This window comes from Streptomyces sp. CRCS-T-1, assembly GCF_024442335.1.
In the GTDB taxonomy this organism is placed as follows: domain Bacteria; phylum Actinomycetota; class Actinomycetes; order Streptomycetales; family Streptomycetaceae; genus Streptomyces; species Streptomyces koelreuteriae.
In genome coordinates, this window is sequence record NZ_CP101651.1 from 7,979,209 (window position 1) to 7,998,388 (window position 19,180).

Genomic DNA, 19,180 nt, shown 5'->3' on the forward strand with positions numbered 1-19,180 from the left:
GCCTCCACCGTGTCCTCTGGAGCCTTCTGGATGATCCGTGACGGAGGGTGATTCCTTGGCAGGCCCTGCTCGTAGTCGGGTCATTTCATATCAGGAAAAGTACCTTCTTTGCGGGCGTGGGGGTGGGTGCTTGCCTCGGCGCCCGGAATTCGATGGACGCGGCACGGTTCCGTGGCCGATGATCTCCGGCATGATCCGTGCCGCCACTGTGAACGACGTCGCGGAGATCCGCGCGATGATCCGCGAACTCGCCGAGTACGAACGCTCTGCCGAGCAGGCCCGGGCGACCGAGGAGCAGCTTCGCGAGGCGATGTTCGGAGAGCATCCCGCTGTCTCCGCACTGATCGCCGAGGACGACGAGACGGGCGAGACGATGGGCTATGCCCTGTGGTTCCCCCATTTCTCGTCCTGGACCGGCACGCGCGGCATGCACCTGGAGGACCTCTACGTACGGCCGCGGGCCCGGGGCGGCGGCCACGGCAAGGCCCTGCTCGCCTCCCTGGCCGCGATCTGCGAGCAGAGAGGCTACGAGCGCTTCGAGTGGTGGGTCCTGGCCTGGAACCAGTCGACGATCGACTTCTACAAGTCGCTCGGCGTGGACTTCCTCGACGAGTGGAGGGTGTGCCGACTGAGCGGCGAGCCTCTCAGCGAACTCGCGGCCGAGGCCCCGGCTGGTCTCGACCGGTCTTGAGGTACTCGACCTTGGCTGGCCCTTCGCCCTCGAGCAGGTCCCCGGGGCGCCATCCGCACGCCTCGTAGAACGAGTTGGCCGCGGTGTTGTCCGCGAAGCTCTCCAGCCGGATGGTCGAATGCCGGGCCAGGAGCGTTTCCTCCGCGTGATGGAGCAGCAGACGGCCGAGCCCTCGACGGTGATGATCCGGGTCGATCATCATCAAGTCGATCGTCGGGCCGTCGAGGATGGAGAAGCCGAGGATCCCGCCCTCCTGGCTGAGGCAGTGCACAGCACCCTTCTCCAGATGACTCTCGACGTGAGCGTCCGAAGCCCCACTGCCGATGAACCAGTCCACTGCCTCGTCACCGAGGAACGCGCGGTAGCGGGCGTCGATCGTGCGCCGCGCGAGCGCCTGGAGGTCATCAAGGTCAGCCCCGGTCGCGGGCCGGATCACGGGGAGGTGTTGTGCGGTCGACACGGCCGTGATCCTAGCCCCCCCGATGCGCCATGGCCGAGGCCTCGCCACGTGCATCGCGTTGTGCGGGGATACTGCCGGGGTGCTGTTGAAGTGGATCGCCGAGGTGGCCGACGAGCCCCTGGTGCTGGAGCCGGCTGACCGGTCCGTGGAGTGGGAGACCAATACCTGGTCGCTGGGTGCGACAGAGGAGGACAGGGGGGCGTTGGCTGCCGCCGAGGTGGTGGCTGCCTTCGAGCGGACCGCTGCTGCCATCCGGGGGCGCATTCGCGATCTGGGGTTTCCCGCGGTGGCGACGTTCTATGTGTGGCACGACGAACAGGCCGGGCAGCTCCGGTGCTCGACCGGTTCCGTGTCCGCGGACGCGTTGCCGTTCAGCGGTCCGTACGCGGCGTCCGGCGACCTTGGTCCGATCGTCGAGGGATTTCTGGCCGACAACGAGCCGGGCCTTCTCGCTTGGCCGGACCCGGACGACCTGGAGAGCCCGCCCTTCCGCGTCTGGGTCAGTAGCGTCGGAGCCTCGAACTGACCGCGTCCGCACCGGCAATGCCGTGGCGTGATGGCGTGAGTGAGGCTCAGGAAGGCGTTGCCGCGCGGTCGGACTCGCTGCGCAGGACGCAGAATTCGTTGCCCTCGGGGTCGGCGAGGACGGCCCAGCCGGGGCCTTCGGGCTCGCGGCGGTCGTCGATGAGGGTGGCGCCGAGGTTCAGGAGTCGGTCGACCTCCTCCTCGCGTGTGGTCGTCGGGCGCAGGCACAGGTGGAGGCGGTTCTTGATGGTCTTCGGTTCCGGCACCTGATTGAAGTACAGCAGCGGGCCCTCCGGCAGCATCACCTCGGTTTCGGGGGCGCCTGGCTTGTCGTCCTCGTGCAGGGGACAACCGAGCACCTCGCTCCAGAACCGCGCCAGTTCATAGGCGTTCGCACAGTCGATCGCCACGTTCTGCAATACCGAGACCATGCAGGAGAGCCTGCCCGAAGCATCGCCTGAAGGAAAGATCAGACGGCGGATGCACCCCTCCCGCCGAAACCTCGTCCTTCCGGGTGGTCGCCCGATCCCGATCATCCGAGAGGACACCCATGTCGCACAGCCCGTCCCGAGGCGCGCGCCGCACCGTCTCCGGTCTCGCCACCGCCCTGCTGGCCCTGGCCGGTCCTCTGGCGGCCCCGGTCGTACCAACGGCGGCCGCGGCCGGAAATGGAGAGGTCGGCACGGTGACCTACACGGCGGCGGAGCAGGCCGCCGCCCTCTCGCACTGGACGCCCGCCCGTATGAAGCAGGTCGGCCGCACCGTCGATCTGGGGGCGACCGGACCGCTCAGCAAGCCCTGGACGGGCAAGGCAGTCCCCAGCATCGGCCGGCTCTTCTTCGTCAACTCGCGGGGGCAGGACACCTGGTGCACGGCCAGCGCCGTCACCAGCGCCAACCGCTCGGTGATCATGACCGCCGCCCATTGCGCGCGCCTCGGTTCCTCGCCCGTGAACACCTACAGCGACATCGTCTTCGTCCCCGGCTACGCCAAGGGCAAGGCACCGCACGGCCGTTATGCCGTCAAGGCGACCATGACGCCGCGTTCCTGGGCCGAGGAAACCGTCAACGACATCGCGGCCATGGTCGTCGCCACCCCGGCAGGCGGGAAGCGGCTCACCGACGCGGTGGGGGCGCAGAAGATCGCCTTCGGCCGTCCGGCCGGTGAGCGGGTCACCGCCTTCGGCTATCCCGGGACCACTCCCCAGCGGGGCGAGGAACTGCTGCACTGCGCCGGTACCTCCCAGCGCGCCCCCGAGGGCGAGCAGCGCGTCCCGTGCGACCTCGGGGGTGGCGCGAGCGGCGGCCCCTGGCTCGCGGGCTTCGACTCCGCCACCGGCAAGGGCACCGTGGTCTCGGTCAACAGCCACGGCGAGGGCAACGGCGGCTCCCCGATGTACGGGCCGACGCTCGACAAGACCGCGAGGGCCGTCTACGACGCCGCCGGGCGCGGCTGAGCATCGGGGCTTCGACGGATCGGAGCGCGCGCCCGCCAATGCTCGCCGCTTCGGCCGATCGGAGCGCTCCCCCGTGAGCGCCCCGCCGCTCAGGCCTACCTGAACGGCGGGGGAGGCGCGGGGCTGGTTCAGTCGCCCGGCGTGAGGCCCAGCGTGTCGAGCACCCCGTACACCCCGAGGAAGAGGATCGCCGCGCTGCTGAGGACGAGGGCGGCGGTCATCCAGGGGTTGGCGCGGAAGCGGGGCGGGACGCCGGTGTAGCGCAGGCGCCAGACCGCGATCACCACGGCGAGGAGGAAGATGCCGCCTCCGATGCCGCCGATCTGCACCATCAGGACCGGGGACTGGACCCACAGGAAGAAGCTCATCCACACCGGCGGCAGGCACCAGGTGAGGATCCGGATGGTGCGGGTGCGGACGCGCATGTCCTTCCAGTCGATCACGCCGAGCAGACCGAGGGTGTTGGTCCACAGCCGCGGAACGCTGGCCGACGAGGCGACGGTGACCGAGAAGAGCACGGAGATCGCGCCGGCCAGGAAGAGGTACTCCGCCCAGGGCCCGAGCGTGTCGGTGTAGCTGTGCGACAGCGTGGTGATCATCTCGTTGCCCTCGGGCACCAGACCCTGCGGATGCAGCACGGAGGCGCCGATGACGTAGAAGGACAAGGTGCAGATCGTGCACACGAACCAGGCGACGCCCACATCGAGCCGCATGACCTTGAGCCAGCCCTCGGCACGCCGGGCGCGCTGCTCGGTCCCGTCGTCGGGGCCGGTCCAGCGGGCGTAGCCCTTCTCCAGACACCAGTACGTGTACGTCGTCATCTCGTCGGCGCCGACGCCCGTGATGCCGAACATCGCGAGGGCGATACCGACCGTGCCGGCCGGGATCTGGAAGCTGAGCCCGCCGGCGAGCTGCTCGGTGCCGTACCCGAAGGCGGTGAGCGGCAGGGCGAGGGCCAGGCCGACGGTGATCACCGTCTTGAGCGTGATGCCGATGACCTCGACCCGCTCGACGACGTGATACTTGCCCGTCTGGAGGATGAGGACGGCGGCCGCGGTGACGATCACGGCCCAGATCGTGAGGGACGAGGCGCTCAGCGACCCGCCATGGATCGGGAAGAGGATCGAACAGGCGGCCGCGGTCCCGCCGATGATGCCGCCGCGCTGGAACATTTTGGCGAAGTCCATGCCGATCCACAGCCAGTTGATCCAGCTGAGCCGGCCGATGCGGGGTCCGACGTCGCGGAAGCCGTCCAGGGCGGGACGGCCGTTGAGGATCGTCCAGCGGGCCAGTTCCATCTGTACCCAGACCTTGACCGCGGTGGAGATGATCACCAGCCACAGCAGGGCGAAGCCCGCCTTCGCGCCGAGCGAGGTGGTGGTGATCAGTTCACCGGAACCCACGACCGCGGCGGACAGGATGAGCCCGGGGCCGAGGTGGCGCAGACGGCCGCGGAAGGTCTCGGGAGCCGGGCGGGCGTCTTCGGCGCGCAGCGCGTACGGGTCGGGCTGCGCGGGGGGCGGCGCAGCGGCAGCGCCGTCGGTCGAGGTGATGGCCATGTCAGGTCCTAGGGGATCTTCCGGCGTCGTCGCCGGTATCCGGTACGGGGACAGGTGTGGGGGAGGGGACTCGGGGGCGGCCGGCCCTGCTGGTGGCTGGGCTCAAACGGCCTGGTGGTAGCTGGGCTCAACGGGCCTGGTGGTGTGGCGCCTCGCCCGCCAGTACGCGTACGACGTCCTCGGCCACCATCGCGCCCATGGCCTGGTTGGCCTCCGGCGTGCAGGCGGCCATGTGCGAGGTGAGGAGAGTGCGAGGGGCTTCACGCAGGGGGTGGTCGGCGGGCAGGGGCTCGGTGGCGAAGGCGTCGAGAGCCGCAGCCCCGAGGTGCCCGGAGCACAGCAGGGCGGCGAGCGCACGCTCGTCGACGAGGCCGCCGCGCGCCGCGTTGACCAGGATCGCGCCCGGCCGCATCGCCGCGAGACGGGCGCTGTCCAGCAGCGGTGTGCCGGAGGGGTCGGGCGGGGTGTGCAGGCTGACGGCGTCGGCGCGGGCCAGCAGGTCGTCGAGGGCGGCCGGTTCGGCGTCGTGCGCGCGGATGTCGTCGTCGGGGACGTACGGGTCGTGGGCGAGCACGCGCATCCCGAAGGCCTGGGCGTAGCCGGCGAGCAGCCGCCCGATACGGCCGAAGCCGACGATGCCGAGCGTCTTGCCGTGCAGTTCGGGGCCGAACAGCTTCGGCCAGCCGCCCGCCGCCACCGCGGTGTGCGAGGCGGTGAGGGAGCGCGCCGCCGACAGGAGCAGGCCGAAGCTGTACTCGGCCACCGCACGGGAGTTGCTGCCCGGCGCGCAGACGACCGGGATGCCCCGGGCCTGGGCGGCGGCCAGGTCGATGGTGTCCACGCCGACGCCGTGTTTGGCGATCACCTGGAGGCGGGGAGCGGCGTCCAGTACCTCGGCGGTGATGAGATCCATGCCGACGATCAAGGCGTCCGCTTCAGCGGCGTGGACGAGGAGTTCGGCGGTGGGCAGGGCCGCGTCGGCGCACGGGCGGAGCGGTCCTGCCCCGTTCTCCTCGAGGATCTGCCAGGGGAGTGCCGAATGACGCGCGAAGGTCGGGGTCGTGATGAGCGTCGTCGGCATCAGCGCGCTCCGCCGCGTGCGGCGTCGAGGTGGGTCGTGGCGATCTGTTGGAGGTGGACGACGTCGGCGGCGATGGAGACGTAGGTCCAGCCCTCGGCGAGGCGGCGTGCGGCGCTCGCGCCGTCGGCGTTGTGGATGCCGGCCGCGATGCCCGCAGCCTCGGCTGCCTTCCTGATGCGGGTCAGGGCCTGTTCGAAGTCTTCTTGTACGGAGGGGTCGGTAGAGGTGGTGCCGCCGATGGCCAGGCGCAGGTCGGAGGGGCCGACGTAGATGCCGTCGAGACCGTCCGTGGCGCAGATCTCCTCGACGTTGGCGAGGCCGTCGGCCGTCTCGATCATCGCCAGGACAGCCGTCTGCGCGTGGGTGTCGGCCGGGTTGGGTCCGATACGGAGCTGGGCACGCATCGGCCCGTAGGAGCGGCGGCCGAGCGGGGGGTAGCGCACGGCGGCGACCGCATCGGCGGCGTCCTGCGCGGTGTCGATCAACGGGACGATGACGGCGGTGGCGCCCGCGTCGAGGGCTTTGCCGATGTAGGTGGGGTCGTTGGCCTCCACGCGCACGATGCCGACGGCGGTGGAGCCTTTGGTGTCGGTGGCCAGGAGGTTGTGGAGCATGCCCTGGTAGCCGAAGAGGCCGTGCTGGGCGTCGAAGGCGAGGTAGTCGTAGCCGAGGCGGGCCAGACGTTCGGCGGCGATGGGTGAGTCGAGCAGGGACCAGTAGCCGATCAGCTGCTCGCGGGCACGCAGCGCGGTGGTGAACTCGGCTGGGGTGCGGCCGGTTGCCATGAAGGATTCTCCGTAACGGTCCGGGGTGGTGGGGGTCAGCGGTTGTAGGCGGGCATCGGGCCGCGCAGCCGGGCACCGACCTCGTCGCAGGCCGCGGTGACATCAGCCGGCAACGGACCCGCCGCAGAAGCGGCAATGTTGGCGAGGAGGTGCTCCACCCTCGAACCGCCCAGCAGCAGCGCATCGGTAGAGGGACGGGACAGCAGCCACCGCAGCGCCAGATCAGTCAGCGCCAGACCCGCCTCGGAGGCGATACGCGTCAAGTCGCCCACCGCGCGGAAGAGGTCCTCGTTCCAGTAGCGCTGCCGGTACATGACGGCCAGCTTCGAATCACCGAAACGGCCACCCTCCGGGGCCTGCCCGAAGGAGTGCCGGCCGGTGAGGAGACCGCCGCCGAGGGGGTTGTAGACCATCGTGGCAAGACCGGACACGGCCGCGTACTCGACGTACTCCTCCTCCAGACGCCGCGCCAGCAGATTGTGCAACTGCTGCGCGACCACCGGCCGCGGAGCCCCCACCTCCTCCGCCACCCGGGCGAGTTCGGCGATCTGCCAGGCCGCGAAGTTGGACACCCCCAGCGCCCCGACCTTCCCCTCGGCCACGAACTCGGCCACCGCCGCCAGAGTCTCGACCAGCGGCGTCGCACGGTCGGGCTGATGCAGATAGAACAGATCGACACGATCGGTCCCCAGCCGCTTCAGACTGCCCTCCAGCGCGGCCCGCAACCCGGACCGCGACAACGGCGCATGATCCCCCTGGTCCGGATGCGCAATCCCCGCCTTGGTCGCCAACACCACCCGCTCCCGACGCCCCGCAAGCAACTCCCCCAACAGCCGCTCACTCTCACCACCGGCATAGCCGTTCGCGGTGTCCACGCCCGTAACACCCGCATCCAAAGCGGCATCCAGCATCAACGCCGCCGACGAACGGTCCACCGTGTCGCCGAAGGTCATCGTGCCCAGGACGAGACGGGACAGTGGCACAGGAACGTGCGGGAGTTCGATGCCGACAGTCACGGCGTTTCCTTCCGGGGCAGGGGACGGGCGGGGCGATCGGTCCAGGGGCGGCGGGCCGTTTCGGTGGCTGATGGGCGGCTGTCGACGCCGGATGTGCGTCGGGAGTGCGCCTGGTGCGCGGAATGCGCAGGTGGCGTCGCCGTCCGAGGGTGACAGGCGTCGGCGCCAGCAGAACGCTCGCATGGCTGCGCGAATCGCGCAAGAGGTCTCGCGCACTTCGCGCACTGCATGTCATGATCCACGAGCTGGCGGGGCAGCGCCGAAGGATCAGAAGCATGTGTCGCCGACAGCCCCGTCCCATAACCTCGTGCTTGGACATGGAGACGTCAGGCGCCACATGTCCTTACGCGGAGGAGGCGATGGTGCTCGTCAGGGGTACGCGGTTGCTCGCGGGCGCCGTGGTCGTGGCCTGCATGGTGCTGGTGGGGCCCAGTGCGCCGAGTGGTGCGCTCTTCGGCAGGTCCGTGCCGGTCGACGCCGTCAGGGATGTCGTACCGAACCGGGTCATGACGTGGAACATCTGCAACCCCTGCGATGCGAGCAACGTCGGCCGCGCGGCGGAGATCGCCACGTATGCGCCTCAGGTCATCGGCATGCAGGAAGCGTGCGTGAGTGACGTCGAGAGGATCCGGGAGTATCTGAAGAGCCTTCACGGGCTGGAGTACCACGTCGAGTACGGGTCGGTTCTCCAGGACTGGGGCCGCTGCGGGGGAGCGCCGTGGAATCCCGGAGCCTTCGGGCAGGCGGTGCTCTCTGCCGCGCCGATGACGGACTCCGTCGAGGTGGAATACCCCGACGGAGGATCCGAGGACCGCGGGTACATGGCCGTCACCACCATGGTGGGCGGCCAGCCCGTCCGGGTCTTCAACACCCACCTCGCCCAACGGCGTCAGGAAACGGTCCGGGCGGGCCAGACCCGCGTACTCGCCGAGGAGGTCGCCCGGCACGACCGTGCGATCGCTCTCGGCGACTTCAACGCCGTGCCGGACGCTCCCGAACTCGCCCCGATCTGGGCACTGGCCGCCGATACGGACCCCGAGTGCCGTCCCTCGTCCTTCGGGGTCTGCGAGCCGACCACCGACTGGCGCAGCAAGTTCGACTACGTCTTCCTGCGTGGCATCGCCCCGCTCAAGCACCGGGTGCAGACCACCCCGTACTCCGACCACGACCTGCTGTACACCGACGTGGATCCGGCCTTCAGTGAGGGCCCGGCTCAGCCGGTGTGAAGGATCCGGAAGCGGTCGGGTGCGGCCGGATCCCGGTCGACGACCTGGATCGGCGGCCCGGCCCACTGCCAGACGCTGATGCCCGGTGTGCGCGTGAACCGGATCTGCCCGCGGGTGCCTTCGACCTCGACGCGCGGCCAGGATGCGGCGACGCGCCCCCGGTCGGTGCCGTGCGACCGCAGGACATCGGCCAGGACGACGATCGTGTCGTAGCCCTCGAAGGCGACGAAGGAGGGCGCTTCGGTCAGCCGCTCGCGCAGGGTCGTCCCGACTCGTGCGCCGAGGGGGCCGAGGTGCTCGGGCAGATAGCGCAGGAACGGGATCCCGGCGCCGTCGTCGCCCAGCAGCTCCGCCCATGTGGCGAACTCCGGTTGCCCGGCCGGAGCACCGATCAAGAGCGACGCGAGGCGCCGGTCTCCCCGGACGGACCGGACGATCGGCACGGCCGGCTCCGGGTGGCCGACCAGCAGCAGGAGGGCCGACACGCGATGGCCGACGAGTGCGTCGCACACGGCCGCCGGGGTGAGCGCGCTCATGTCGAGTTCGGTGACGGTGCCGCCGTGTGGAGCCAGGCGGTCCCGCAGGATGCGCGTCCCGGACGCCCAGTAGACACTCGGCTGGGTCGCTACGGCGATACGGGTGTGGCCCGCGCCGAGGAGGAAGTCCGCGTAGACCCGCCAGCCGTGGGACTGCGGCGGGGCGAGGCGCGCGACCCATTCCGTCGGCTGTTCGGTGAGCGCGTCGAGAACCGCCGACGAGCAGAGGAACGGCAGACCGACGGCGTCGGCCCTGGAGGCGGCCGCGCGAGCGACGACGCTGTGATACTCCCCTGCCACGGCCGCCACGCCCAGGCCGGCGAACTCGTCCACGGCCGCGACGGCCTTCTGGGGATCGGCGGCCGTGTCCCGAACCACCAGTTCGAGCGGTCTCCCGGCGATTCCGCCGGCGTCATTGACTTCGGATACGCCCAACTCGAGGCCGGCGAGCAGATGTCGGCCCGCCTCGGTCCAGCCGGGCCGGGTCAGCGGAACGAGTGCGCCGATCCGTACGGGTGACGTCACGCGGTCTTCCTCCAGATGTCGGTGAACCGGTCGAGCAGTGCGGCCGCCGCCGTCACATCGTCGGTGAGCGGCCGGTCGGCATGGTCCTCATCGAGCACCGATACGGCGAGCTCCAGCGCGTGGGCCACCGGAAGCCCCCGCTCGGGCCGCAGGCCCCGCTGGCGCAATGCCCGTACGGCGGCGACGAGTTCACAGCCGACGACGAGCCGGTACGCGCCGCAGGCGCGCAGTGTCTGGCGTGCGGCCAGGCAGGCGAAGCTGGCCTGTTCCTCGACACCGCGTGAGAGCACGGCGTGGCCGAGCGACGCGGGCGCGGAGAACGCCCGCAGATCACCGAGCGCGGCCCCGGCGGCGTACTCCAGGATCATCACGCCGGAGGAGGCCGGCTCCTGGTCGGAGAGGAAGGGGCGCAGACGGGTGTAGGCGGGCTCGTTCAGGGTCGCGAGGCGGGAGGTCGACAGGCGTGCCACCTGCGTCAGCGACAGCCGGAAGTGGTCCAGGGCGAGGCCGAGTTGGGCCTGGTAGAAGCCGCCGTGGTGGTAGGCGGCCATGTCCTCGGGAAAGATCAGCGGGTTCTCGGCGGCCGCGTTGATCTCGACGGCGACGACCTCCTCCAGGGCGTCCGCCGCGTCGTGGGCCGGGCCGTGGATCTGGGGCAGACAGCGGAAGCCGTACGGGTCCTGGAGACGGTCCAGCGGTGGGGTCGGGCGATCGGCGGCGCCGATCAACTCCCGCATACGGCGGGCGACGTCGGCGCAGCCGCGGTGCGGACGGGCGGCGTGCACGGGGGCGGCGTAGGCCTCGTGGGAGCCGTCGGTGGCCAGCAGCGACAGCGCGGCGACGACCTGGGTGGCCTCCAGCAGCCCGCGCAGCTCGTGCAGGGCGAGGGCCGACTGGCCGAGGGTGAGGGCGTTGCTGCTGATGAAGGCCAGCGCGTCGTTGTTGTCGAGCGGCAGGGACTCCGGCGGGGTGCCCCCGCGCCAGGGGTGCTCACCGGCCAGAGCCAGCCCCGCCTGTGCCAGGGCCGCGATGTCGCCGGTGCCGACGGAGCCGAACTCGTTGACGACCGGGTACGCCCCGCTCTCCAGCGCCTCGCACAGGGCCGTCACGACGGTGGGCCGCAGCCCTGCGCCTCCGGCCAGCAGCTGGTTGGCCCGTACGGCGAGCATCGCGCGTACCTGACGGGCGGGGAGTTCCTCACCGATGGCGCCGGCGTGGCTGCGCAGCAGGCGCAGACCGTGGGCGGCGTCCGCCCCGGTGGGCACGTCCTCCGTACGTTGGGCGCCGACGCCGGTGGAACGGCCGTAGACGCGGCCGGTCGCGGCGATCTGCCGGGCGGCGTTCCAGGACTCCTCCATGCGCCGCATCGCCTCGCTCCGGGGAGTCGGCCGCGCGATCCCGGAGGCGAGCCGCGCGACGTCCGCCACACCGAGACCGGTGCCGTCGAGAGCGATGAGAGCCGAGCCGTGGCCGACACCCTTCGGAGTGTCCGGAGTGTTCACCATCTGAGACGAGATCAAGCGCAAACACCCCTCGATCCAGGCAGTTGACCACTATTCACGCACAGAGAACTCTGCATGAGGCCATACATCCGGGCAAGGGGTGTCTCACGGCGGCGACCACGGGATTCCTACGGCGCGGGTTCGACCCAGGACAGCCCGTCCTCCGACGCCACCAGTCCGCCCGGGCGCAGCGGCGCCTCGTCCTCCAGCGGGCCGCCGAACAACCCGCGTTCCTGCAGGACGGTCCCCTCCTGGAAGACCTGCCGGAAGGTCTGGGACTCGTAGAGCGGATTGCGCAGGTCATCGGCTTCGGGAAGGCGGCGCACGGCTCGCTCGAAGTCGTCGGCGACCGCGGTCAGCCGTTCGCCGGCCGGTCCGGCCCCGGTGAGGGACGCGTCGCCGGACGCCAGCCCGCCCACCAGCTCGACGAACGCCTCCAGCTCCGTCGTACCGATACTGGTGACCTTGCGCGCCTTCCAGAAGTACGACCGTTCGTCCTGGTGCATGTCGTAGAAGGAGACCAGGAACTCGTGGAACAGGCCGTACTCGTGCCGGTAGCGGGCCTCGAACTCGGCGAACAGCCGGTCCTCGTCCAGGGTTCCGGCGAGGCAGCCGTTGAGGGACCGGGCGGCGAGCAGTCCGCCGTAGGTCGCCAGATGCACCCCGCTGGAGAGCACCGGGTCGACGAAGCACGCGGCGTCTCCGACGAGCGCCATGCCGGGCCGCCAGAGCTGAGACTTCCAGTACGACCAGTCCTTGCGGACGCGGACCTGGTCGTAGGGCGCCTCCGTGGCCTGCGGGACGCCGTCGAGGAGGTCGCGTATCTCCGGGCAGGCGTCGATCAGCCGGCGCCACGCGGCCGCCGGATCACCCTGGACGGCCTCGGCGTTCTCGTGGGAGACCACGGCACCGACGCTGGTGAGGTCGTCCCGGAGCGGGATGTACCAGATCCAGCCCTCCTCGAAGGCGGCGCAGAAGATGTTGCCGTCGTTCGGCGCCGGGAGCCGCGCGCCGCCGGCGAAGTAGCCGAACACCGCGATGTTGCGGAAGAAGTCGGAGTAGACCCGCTTTCCGCCGACGTGCGGGTGGATCCTGCTGCCGTTGCCGGAGGCGTCCACGACGTAGCGGGCGCGGGCCTCGCGGATCTCACCGTCGGGGCCGGTCCAGCGCACCCCCCGGACCCGCTCCTCGTCTGCGAGCACGCCGGTCACACGGCAGCCCTCCCGCACGTCGACCCCGACCCGGCGGGCGTTGTCCAGGAGGATCGCGTCGAAGCGGGACCGCTCGACCTGGTAGGCGAACGAGGTCGGGTCGGCGAGCCGGGGCGACAGCGCGAAGGAGAACTGCCAGGGGTCCCGGTTGCGGCCCCAGCGGAACGTGCCGCCGCGCTTCGGCTTGAAGCCCGCCCGCGCCATCTCGTCCTCGACACCGAGGATCCGGCACACGCCGTGCACGGTGGAGGGGAGCAGCGACTCGCCGATCTGGTAGCGCGGGAAGGTCTCCTTCTCGAGGAGGAGGACGCGATGGCCGTGCAGGGCGACGGCCGCCGAGACCGTCGACCCGGCCGGGCCGCCACCGACCACGATGACGTCGAAGTCCTGCGGAGGACGGGCCTGACTCACTGGTCTCCCTTCGTCGTACGCGCGTCGATCCAGGCACGGATCGCCGATGCGGTGGTCTCCGCGTGTTCCCGCATCATCGTCAGATGGTCGCCGGGGACGTCCGCGACCTCGTGTGCCGTCGGCCAGGACGTCCGCCAGTGGTCGGCGTCGGCGGAGGCCGCCATGGCGGGCGTGGGCCGCAGCGCGCGCACCAGGAGCGTGGGCGTGGCGATCGGCTCCGGATCCCAGTCGAGGAAGATCCGGTTGTAGGCGCCGATCGCTGCCAGGGCGCTGTCGTCGTCCCCGGTGAAGAGGGGCCGTCCGGTGTCCTGCGGCGGTGGGGCGCCCAGGGACAGCAGCCAGTCCTTGCCGCTGTTGTCCGGCGTGATGTGGTACGTGTCCAGCAGCACCAGACCGGTCGGGGCCCGGCCCATCCGCTCCAACTGGTGGGCGACCAGGTGCGCCACATTGCCGCCCGCCGACCGTCCCACGACCACGAAGGGCCCGTCCCCGACGTGCCGCAGCACGTTCTCGGCCTGCGTACGCGCCAGCGCGCCACGGTCCTCCGGTACTGCGGTACCGGCGCCGATCCCGGGGTGCGGGAACTCCAGGACATCCAGGTCGTCCTGGAACGCGCTGTGGAAGCGGGGGAAGTCTCCGCCGTCCGATGCGGGCGAGGGGTGGTAAGCCGGGAAGTAGACGACCGTCGGCCTTCCGGAGCCGGAGCCGGAGCCGGATCCGGATCCGGACGCGGAGCCGGACCCGGATCGGCCGTGGGAGCGGCGGATCGGGGGCAGCGTGTGCGCGCGGCCCTGTGCGGCCGGGAAGGTGGGCAGCGCCCAGGACGCGGTGACGAGCAGGTGCATCGCCGCCACCGGCTGGCCGGCGGCGCTGACCGTCCGGAACAGGGAGGAGAGGGTGTACGCCTGTGGCTCGGGTGGTGTGGTCTCGGGGGCCGCCGCCGTGGTCGGTTCGTCGTCCAGCAGGCCGAGCAGATGGCGTGCCAGTTCCTCGGCCGTACGGTGCTCGAACACCACCGCGGCCGACAGCCGGAGCTTCAGCGCGATGCTGAGCCGGTTGCGGATCTGCACGGCGGTGAGGGAGTCGAACCCCAGGTCGGCGAGGGACTTGCCGACCGGGAGCGCGTCGGCGTGCGGGTAGCCGAGCACCGCGGCGACGTCGGCCCGCAGCAGTTCCGTCAGCGCCGCCTCCCGCTCACCCGGGGGTACGGGGTCCAGCCGCTTCCGCCAGGCTCCCGGCTCCAGCATCTGGCCGGAAGAGCCGGACGACCCGGACGACCCGGCGGACCCGGGGGACGTCCCCGCGGCGGTCGGCCGGTTCTGGCGGACGAGCCCGCGCAACGGCGGTGGCAGGTGCTCCGCCCCGGACCGAAGCGTCGACCGGTCCAGCAGGATCGGCGCCAGGACCGGTTCCGTCGAGCGCAGCGCGGCGTCGAACAGGGTCAAGCCCTGCCGTGTCGACAGCGGCACGAGCACGTCACTTGCCTGCGAGCGCGGCGAGGGGAGTCCCGCCGCCATGCCGTCGGTGTGCTCCCAAGGGCCCCACGCCAGCGACACCGCCGGGAGTCCCTCGGAGACGCGGCGCTGAACGAGGGCATCGAGGAACGCGTTCGCCGCCGCGTAGTTGCCCTGGCCCGCCCGGCCCAGCAGACCGGAGACGGAGGAGAACACGACGAACGCCGAGAGGTCCATGTCCCGGGTCAGTTCGTGCAGATGCCAGGCCGCATCGGCCTTCGGCCGCAGTACGGCGGCCATCCGCTCGGGGGTCAGCGAGTCCAGCACGCCGTCGTCGAGGACCCCGGCGGCGTGCACCACCGCGGTCAACGGCGGATCGCAGCGCTCGACCACCTCGGCCAGGGCGGCACGGTCGGCCGCGTCGCAGGCGGCGATGGTGACCCGCGCTCCCGACTCCTCCAGCGCGCTGCGCAGTTCCCGGGCTCCGGGCGCCTGCGGCCCACGGCGTCCGGTCAGCAGCAGATGCCGTACGCCGTGCTCGGCGACCAGGTGGCGTGCCAGCTCCGCGCCGAGCGCGCCGGTGCCTCCGGTGATCAGCACCGTGCCGTCCGGGTCGAAGGGAGTCACGTCGTCGGGGGCAGCAGTGGCCGCCGTCAGTCGTGGAACCGTCACCTGCCCGTCCCGCAACCGGAGTTGTGTCTCACCCGTGGCGACCGCCGACGGCAGCCTCCGCAGCGACTCGGGCCGACCGTCCACATCGACCAGGACCACACGACCGGGCAGCTCCGCCTGTGCCGCACGCACCAGCCCCCAGACCGCCGCACCGGCCAGGTCCGGCACCGGCCCGGTGGCATCCCGCGTCACCACCACCAGCCGGGAGCCCGCCGTACCCGGATCGCTCTGCCAGTCCTGGAGCACTTCGAGTACGCGGCCGGTCAGCTCGTGTACGGCGGCGAGCGGATCAGTGCCGGTGCCGGTCGCACGGGCGAGGGCGGTGACCGCGACGACGTCGGGGTTCACGGTGCCGGGCAGGAACTCGGCGAGGTGCAGCTCGTCGGGCCCGCGTACCTCCCAGGCGGCGCCCTCATCGGTGGCGCCGGAGACATCGAGGGCGGCCCACTCGGGACGCAGCAGAGCCCTTCGTACGATGTCGTCGGCCGTGTCGCCAGCCATGTCTGCCATGTCGGCCTGGTCGGGCGGGAGTTCCCTGGTGGTCAGTGCGTCCACGCGTGCCACGAGCGCCCCGGACGGGTCGGTCAGGGTCAGCGAGACCGTGTCCGGGCTGGTCGACGTCACCCTGACCCGCAGCTCCGTGGCTCCCGAGGCGTGCAGGCTCACCCCGCTCCAGGCGAACGGCACGCGGACCGTGCCCGTGCCCGTGCCGGCGGGAGCGGCCAGCAGCGGCGCGTGCAGCGCGGCGTCGAACAGCGCCGGGTGGAGTCCGAAGCGGTCCGCTTCCGACCGGTGCGACGGAGGGAGCGCGACCTCCGCGAAGACGTCGTCGCCGCGCCGCCAGAGCGCGCCGACCCCCTGGAAGGCGGGCCCGTAGCCGAGCCCGGCGTCGGCGAGGGCGCCGTACGCGCCGGTGAGGTCCACCGCCTCGGCGCCCTGGGGCGGCCACTGGGTCAGTTCGTCCCGCGCGGCGCGACCCCGGCCCAGCTGTCCCGTGACATTCCTGGTCCATGAGGCGTCCTCGGCGGACTCCTCCGGCCGGGAGTAGATGTCGACGGTGCGCCGGCCCGAGTCGTCCGGCGCGCCCACCACGACCTGGATCCGCACCCCAGCGGAACCGGGCAGGGCGAGTGGCGACAGCAGCACGAGTTCGTCGACGGCGCCGCAGCCCACCTCGTCTCCCGCCCGTACGGCCATCTCCACGAACACCGTCGCCGGCACGATGACCCTCCCGGCGACGACATGATCCGCGAGCCACGGGTGGGTCGTGAGGGACAGCAGCCCGGTGAGCACCGTCCGCCCGGTCTCCGGAACCGGGAACGCCGGGCTGAGCAGGGCCGTCCCGCCGTCGGCCGCTCCCGGGCGGGGCGCGTCCAGCCAGTACCGCTGCCGTTGGAAGGCGTACGTCGGCAGATCTACGCGGCGCGCCCCGGAACTCGCGTACACCGCCGCCCAGTCGACAGCGGCCCCGGCCACATGCAGCCGGGCCACGGCCGACACCAGCGTCTCCGGTTCGTAGGCGCCGCCGCGTGTCGCCACGGTGAGAACGGAGCCGGTCGTGAGCGCGTCGGGCAGACACTCCGTGGCCGCCGCGGTGAGGACGGGCCCGGGGCCGAGTTCCAGGTAGACGGAGATGCCGTCGTCCGCGAGCCGGCGCACGGCGTCGGCGAAGCGCACGGGCAGTCGGGCGTGCCGCGCCCAGTACTCGGGCGAGCACAGTTCCGCGGGGTCGGCGGGCAGGCCGGTCACGGTGGAGACGATCGGGATGCGTGGCGGCCGGAAGGTCAACTCCTCGGCCACCCGCAGGAAGTCGTCGAGCATCGGCTCGACCAGGGGCGAGTGGAAGGCGTGGCTCACCCGCAGCCGTACGGCCCTGCGGCCCCGCGCCTCGAAGCCGGCCGCGACGGCGAGCACCGCGTCCCGCGCGCCCGAGATCACCACGGAACGGGGCCCGTTGACCGACGCGACGGCTGCCCGCGCCCCGAACTCCGCGACCGCTGCCACGGCTTCTTCCTCGGTCGCGTCCAGCGCCACCATCGCGCCGCCGTCGGGCAGTGCCCCCATCAGGCGGCCGCGAGCGGCGACGAGCCTCGCGGCGTCGGGCAGATCGAGAACCCCGGCGACATGCGCGGCCGCCAGCTCGCCGACGGAATGGCCCACCAGGCCGTCGGCACGCACGCCCCACGACTCGAGCAGCCGGAACAGCGCCACCTCGAAGGCGAACAGTCCGGCCTGGGCGAAGTCCGTACGGTCCACCAGAGCCGCCTCCGGCGAGCCGGGTTCGGCGGACAGCACCGCGCTGAGTGGCCGGGGGAGACGGTCGTCCAGGTACCGGCAGACCTCGTCGAAGGCGTCGGCGAACACGGGGAAGGCGGCGCGCAGTTCCGCGCCCATCCGGGGGCGCTGGGCGCCTTGCCCGGTGAACAGGAAGGCCGTACGGATCTCCGGGTCCGCCAGTCCTCGTACGACTCCCGGGACCTCCCCGCCCTGGGCGAACACGCTGAGCGCGTCCAGTGTCCGGGCCCGGTCACCGGCCGGCACGAGTGCGCGATGGGGGAGGGCGGAGCGCGACACCGCCAGCGAGAAGGCGATGTCGGCGGGCGACAGGCCGGGCCGTTTCGCCACCTCGGCCGCGAGCCGGCCGGCCTGGGTGCGCAGGGCGGGTTCGTCGGCGGCCGAGAGCAGCCACGGAACGTGGGCGGAGAGCGGCCACCGCACGGGCGGTGCCGCCATCGTCTCGGTAGAGGCCGCTGTCTTCGTCTCCGGCGCCTCCTCCAGAATCACATGCGCGTTGGTCCCGCCGATCCCGAAGGCCGACACCCCCGCACGCCGCGGCCGGTCCGAAGCCGGCCAGGGCCGGGCGTCGGTGAGCAGTTCCACGCGGCCGGACGACCAGTCCACATGAGGCGAAGGCGATTCGGCGTGCAGGGTCCGGGGCAACTCGCCGTGGCGCAGGGCCTGCACCATCTTGATGACACCGGCGACTCCGGCCGCCGCCTGCGTGTGCCCGAGGTTGGACTTCACCGAGCCGAGCCACAGCGGCTGCTCGCGGCCCTGTCCGTACGTGGCCAGCAGGGCCTGTGCCTCGATGGGGTCGCCCAGCCTGGTGCCGGTGCCGTGGGCCTCCACCGCGTCCACGTCCCCGGCGCGCAGGCCCGCGTCCGTGAGCGCCCGGGTGATGAGCCGCCGCTGGGCCGGCCCGTGGGGCGCGGCGAGCCCGTTGGAGGCGCCGTCGGAGTTCACGGCGGAGCCGCGCAGCACGGCCAGGACCGGATGGCCGCCCCGCCGCGCGTCGGACAACCGCTCCAGCAGGACGAGGCCCACGCCCTCGCCCCAGGCCGTGCCGTCGGCCGCCGCCGAGAACGACTTGCAGCGCCCGTCCGGCGACAGCCCGCGCTGCCGGCTGAACGCGAGGAACGGCTTGGGCGTCGCCATCAAAGTGACCCCGCCGGCCAGCGCCATCGAGCATTCGCCCGAGCGCAGCGCCCGCGCCGCCCAGTGCAGCGTCACCAGCGAGGACGAGCACGCGGTGTCGACCGTGATCGCCGGTCCGCGCAGACCGTAGACGTACGAGATCCTCCCCGAGGCCACGCTGCCCGCCGAGCCCAGCCCCAGGTGGGCCTCCAGCTCGTGGGAGCGGTTGAGGCGGGCGGAGTAGTCGGCGTACATCACGCCCACGAACACGCCGGTGTCGCTCTCACGCACCGACGCCGGATCGATTCCGGCCCGCTCCCACACCTCCCAGGACGTCTCCAGGAGCAGCCGCTGCTGCGGATCCATCGCGAGTGCCTCGCGCGGGGAGATGCCGAACAGCCCGGCGTCGAAGTCCGCCGCCCGGTGCAGGAATCCGCCGTGCCGCGTGTACGACGTGCCGATCCGGTCGGGATCGGGGTCGTACAGGGCGTCCAGGTCCCAGCCGCGGTCGGTCGGGAACTCAGAGACGGCGTCCCGCCCCTGAGTCACCAACTCCCACAGATCGTCGGGGGAGTTGACGTCACCGGGATACCGGCAGCCCATGGCGACGATCACGACGGGATCGTCGTCGGAGGACGACTCCCGTGCACCGGGCG

Annotated in this window: 14 protein-coding genes and 1 tRNA gene; 5 read left to right on the forward strand and 10 right to left on the reverse strand. The window is 71.8% G+C overall.

The annotated features are described in order from the left end of the window. Window positions 1-190 precede the first annotated feature (190 nt). Window positions 191-691 (forward strand): GNAT family N-acetyltransferase, encoded by a 501-nt coding sequence (locus NNW99_RS36080; protein ID WP_215123387.1) that lies wholly within the window; start codon window positions 191-193, stop codon window positions 689-691. Here NNW99_RS36080 and NNW99_RS36085 read toward each other — a convergent pair. Next, entirely contained in the window at window positions 645-1,151 is a 507-nt protein-coding gene (locus NNW99_RS36085; protein WP_251058022.1) for a GNAT family N-acetyltransferase, read from the reverse strand. The two genes, NNW99_RS36080 and NNW99_RS36085, sit on opposite strands and share 47 nt — an antisense overlap. A gap of 79 nt (window positions 1,152-1,230) precedes the next feature. Here NNW99_RS36085 and NNW99_RS36090 point away from each other — a divergent pair, with 79 nt between their 5' ends. Then, window positions 1,231-1,677: a hypothetical protein gene (locus NNW99_RS36090; RefSeq protein ID WP_215123389.1), complete on the forward strand. Its 447-nt coding sequence runs from the start codon at window positions 1,231-1,233 to the stop codon at window positions 1,675-1,677. Between the two features lie 46 nt (window positions 1,678-1,723). Here the strand turns inward: NNW99_RS36090 and NNW99_RS36095 are convergent, their stop codons facing one another. Beyond that, window positions 1,724-2,107, reverse strand: coding sequence for a VOC family protein (locus NNW99_RS36095; RefSeq protein ID WP_215123390.1), 384 nt, complete (start codon window positions 2,105-2,107; stop codon window positions 1,724-1,726). Between the two features lie 119 nt (window positions 2,108-2,226). Between NNW99_RS36095 and NNW99_RS36100 the strand changes: the two genes are divergently transcribed. Further along, window positions 2,227-3,132, forward strand: coding sequence for a serine protease (locus NNW99_RS36100; protein WP_215123391.1), 906 nt, complete (start codon window positions 2,227-2,229; stop codon window positions 3,130-3,132). A 128-nt stretch (window positions 3,133-3,260) separates the two neighbouring features. Here the strand turns inward: NNW99_RS36100 and NNW99_RS36105 are convergent, their stop codons facing one another. From NNW99_RS36105 to NNW99_RS36120, 4 genes are all read right to left on the reverse strand, one after another. Continuing rightward, window positions 3,261-4,691 (reverse strand): Nramp family divalent metal transporter, encoded by a 1,431-nt coding sequence (locus NNW99_RS36105; protein ID WP_215123393.1) that lies wholly within the window; start codon window positions 4,689-4,691, stop codon window positions 3,261-3,263. 127 nt (window positions 4,692-4,818) lie between these two features. Then, the gene (locus NNW99_RS36110; protein ID WP_215123394.1) at window positions 4,819-5,772 is read right to left on the reverse strand and encodes a phosphoglycerate dehydrogenase; all 954 of its coding nucleotides are present in this window, start codon (window positions 5,770-5,772) and stop codon (window positions 4,819-4,821) included. After that, the gene (locus NNW99_RS36115; protein ID WP_215123395.1) at window positions 5,772-6,557 is read right to left on the reverse strand and encodes an HpcH/HpaI aldolase/citrate lyase family protein; all 786 of its coding nucleotides are present in this window, start codon (window positions 6,555-6,557) and stop codon (window positions 5,772-5,774) included. The genes NNW99_RS36110 and NNW99_RS36115 overlap by 1 nt, the downstream gene beginning before the upstream one ends. A 35-nt stretch (window positions 6,558-6,592) precedes the next feature. Further along, on the reverse strand, window positions 6,593-7,573 hold the full coding sequence (locus NNW99_RS36120; protein WP_215123396.1) for an aldo/keto reductase: 981 nt from the start codon (window positions 7,571-7,573) through the stop codon (window positions 6,593-6,595). 317 nt (window positions 7,574-7,890) lie between these two features. Here NNW99_RS36120 and NNW99_RS36125 point away from each other — a divergent pair, with 317 nt between their 5' ends. After that, window positions 7,891-8,799, forward strand: a complete 909-nt coding sequence (locus NNW99_RS36125; RefSeq protein ID WP_215123397.1) for an endonuclease/exonuclease/phosphatase family protein — start codon at window positions 7,891-7,893, stop codon at window positions 8,797-8,799. Here NNW99_RS36125 and NNW99_RS36130 read toward each other — a convergent pair. The 4 genes from NNW99_RS36130 to NNW99_RS36150 form a co-directional block, all read right to left on the reverse strand. Beyond that, a complete protein-coding gene (locus NNW99_RS36130; RefSeq protein WP_251058023.1) occupies window positions 8,787-9,860 on the reverse strand; it encodes an ABC transporter substrate-binding protein in 1,074 nt (357 codons plus the stop codon). The two genes, NNW99_RS36125 and NNW99_RS36130, sit on opposite strands and share 13 nt — an antisense overlap. Continuing rightward, window positions 9,857-11,365, reverse strand: coding sequence for an aromatic amino acid ammonia-lyase (locus NNW99_RS36135; protein ID WP_215124576.1), 1,509 nt, complete (start codon window positions 11,363-11,365; stop codon window positions 9,857-9,859). The genes NNW99_RS36130 and NNW99_RS36135 overlap by 4 nt, the downstream gene beginning before the upstream one ends. A 125-nt stretch (window positions 11,366-11,490) precedes the next feature. Next, complete coding sequence (locus tag NNW99_RS36140; protein ID WP_215123398.1) at window positions 11,491-12,984, reverse strand: tryptophan 7-halogenase; 1,494 nt, start codon at window positions 12,982-12,984, stop codon at window positions 11,491-11,493. Further along, window positions 12,981-18,779 carry a type I polyketide synthase gene (locus tag NNW99_RS36150; protein ID WP_285439969.1) on the reverse strand — a complete coding sequence of 1,933 codons (5,799 nt, stop codon included), beginning with the start codon at window positions 18,777-18,779 and terminating at the stop codon, window positions 12,981-12,983. Before NNW99_RS36150 ends, NNW99_RS36140 begins: the two co-directional genes overlap by 4 nt. Here NNW99_RS36150 and NNW99_RS36155 point away from each other — a divergent pair. Further along, window positions 18,744-18,844, forward strand: a tRNA-OTHER gene (locus NNW99_RS36155). The two genes, NNW99_RS36150 and NNW99_RS36155, sit on opposite strands and share 36 nt — an antisense overlap. The last annotated feature ends 336 nt before the right edge of the window (window positions 18,845-19,180 follow it).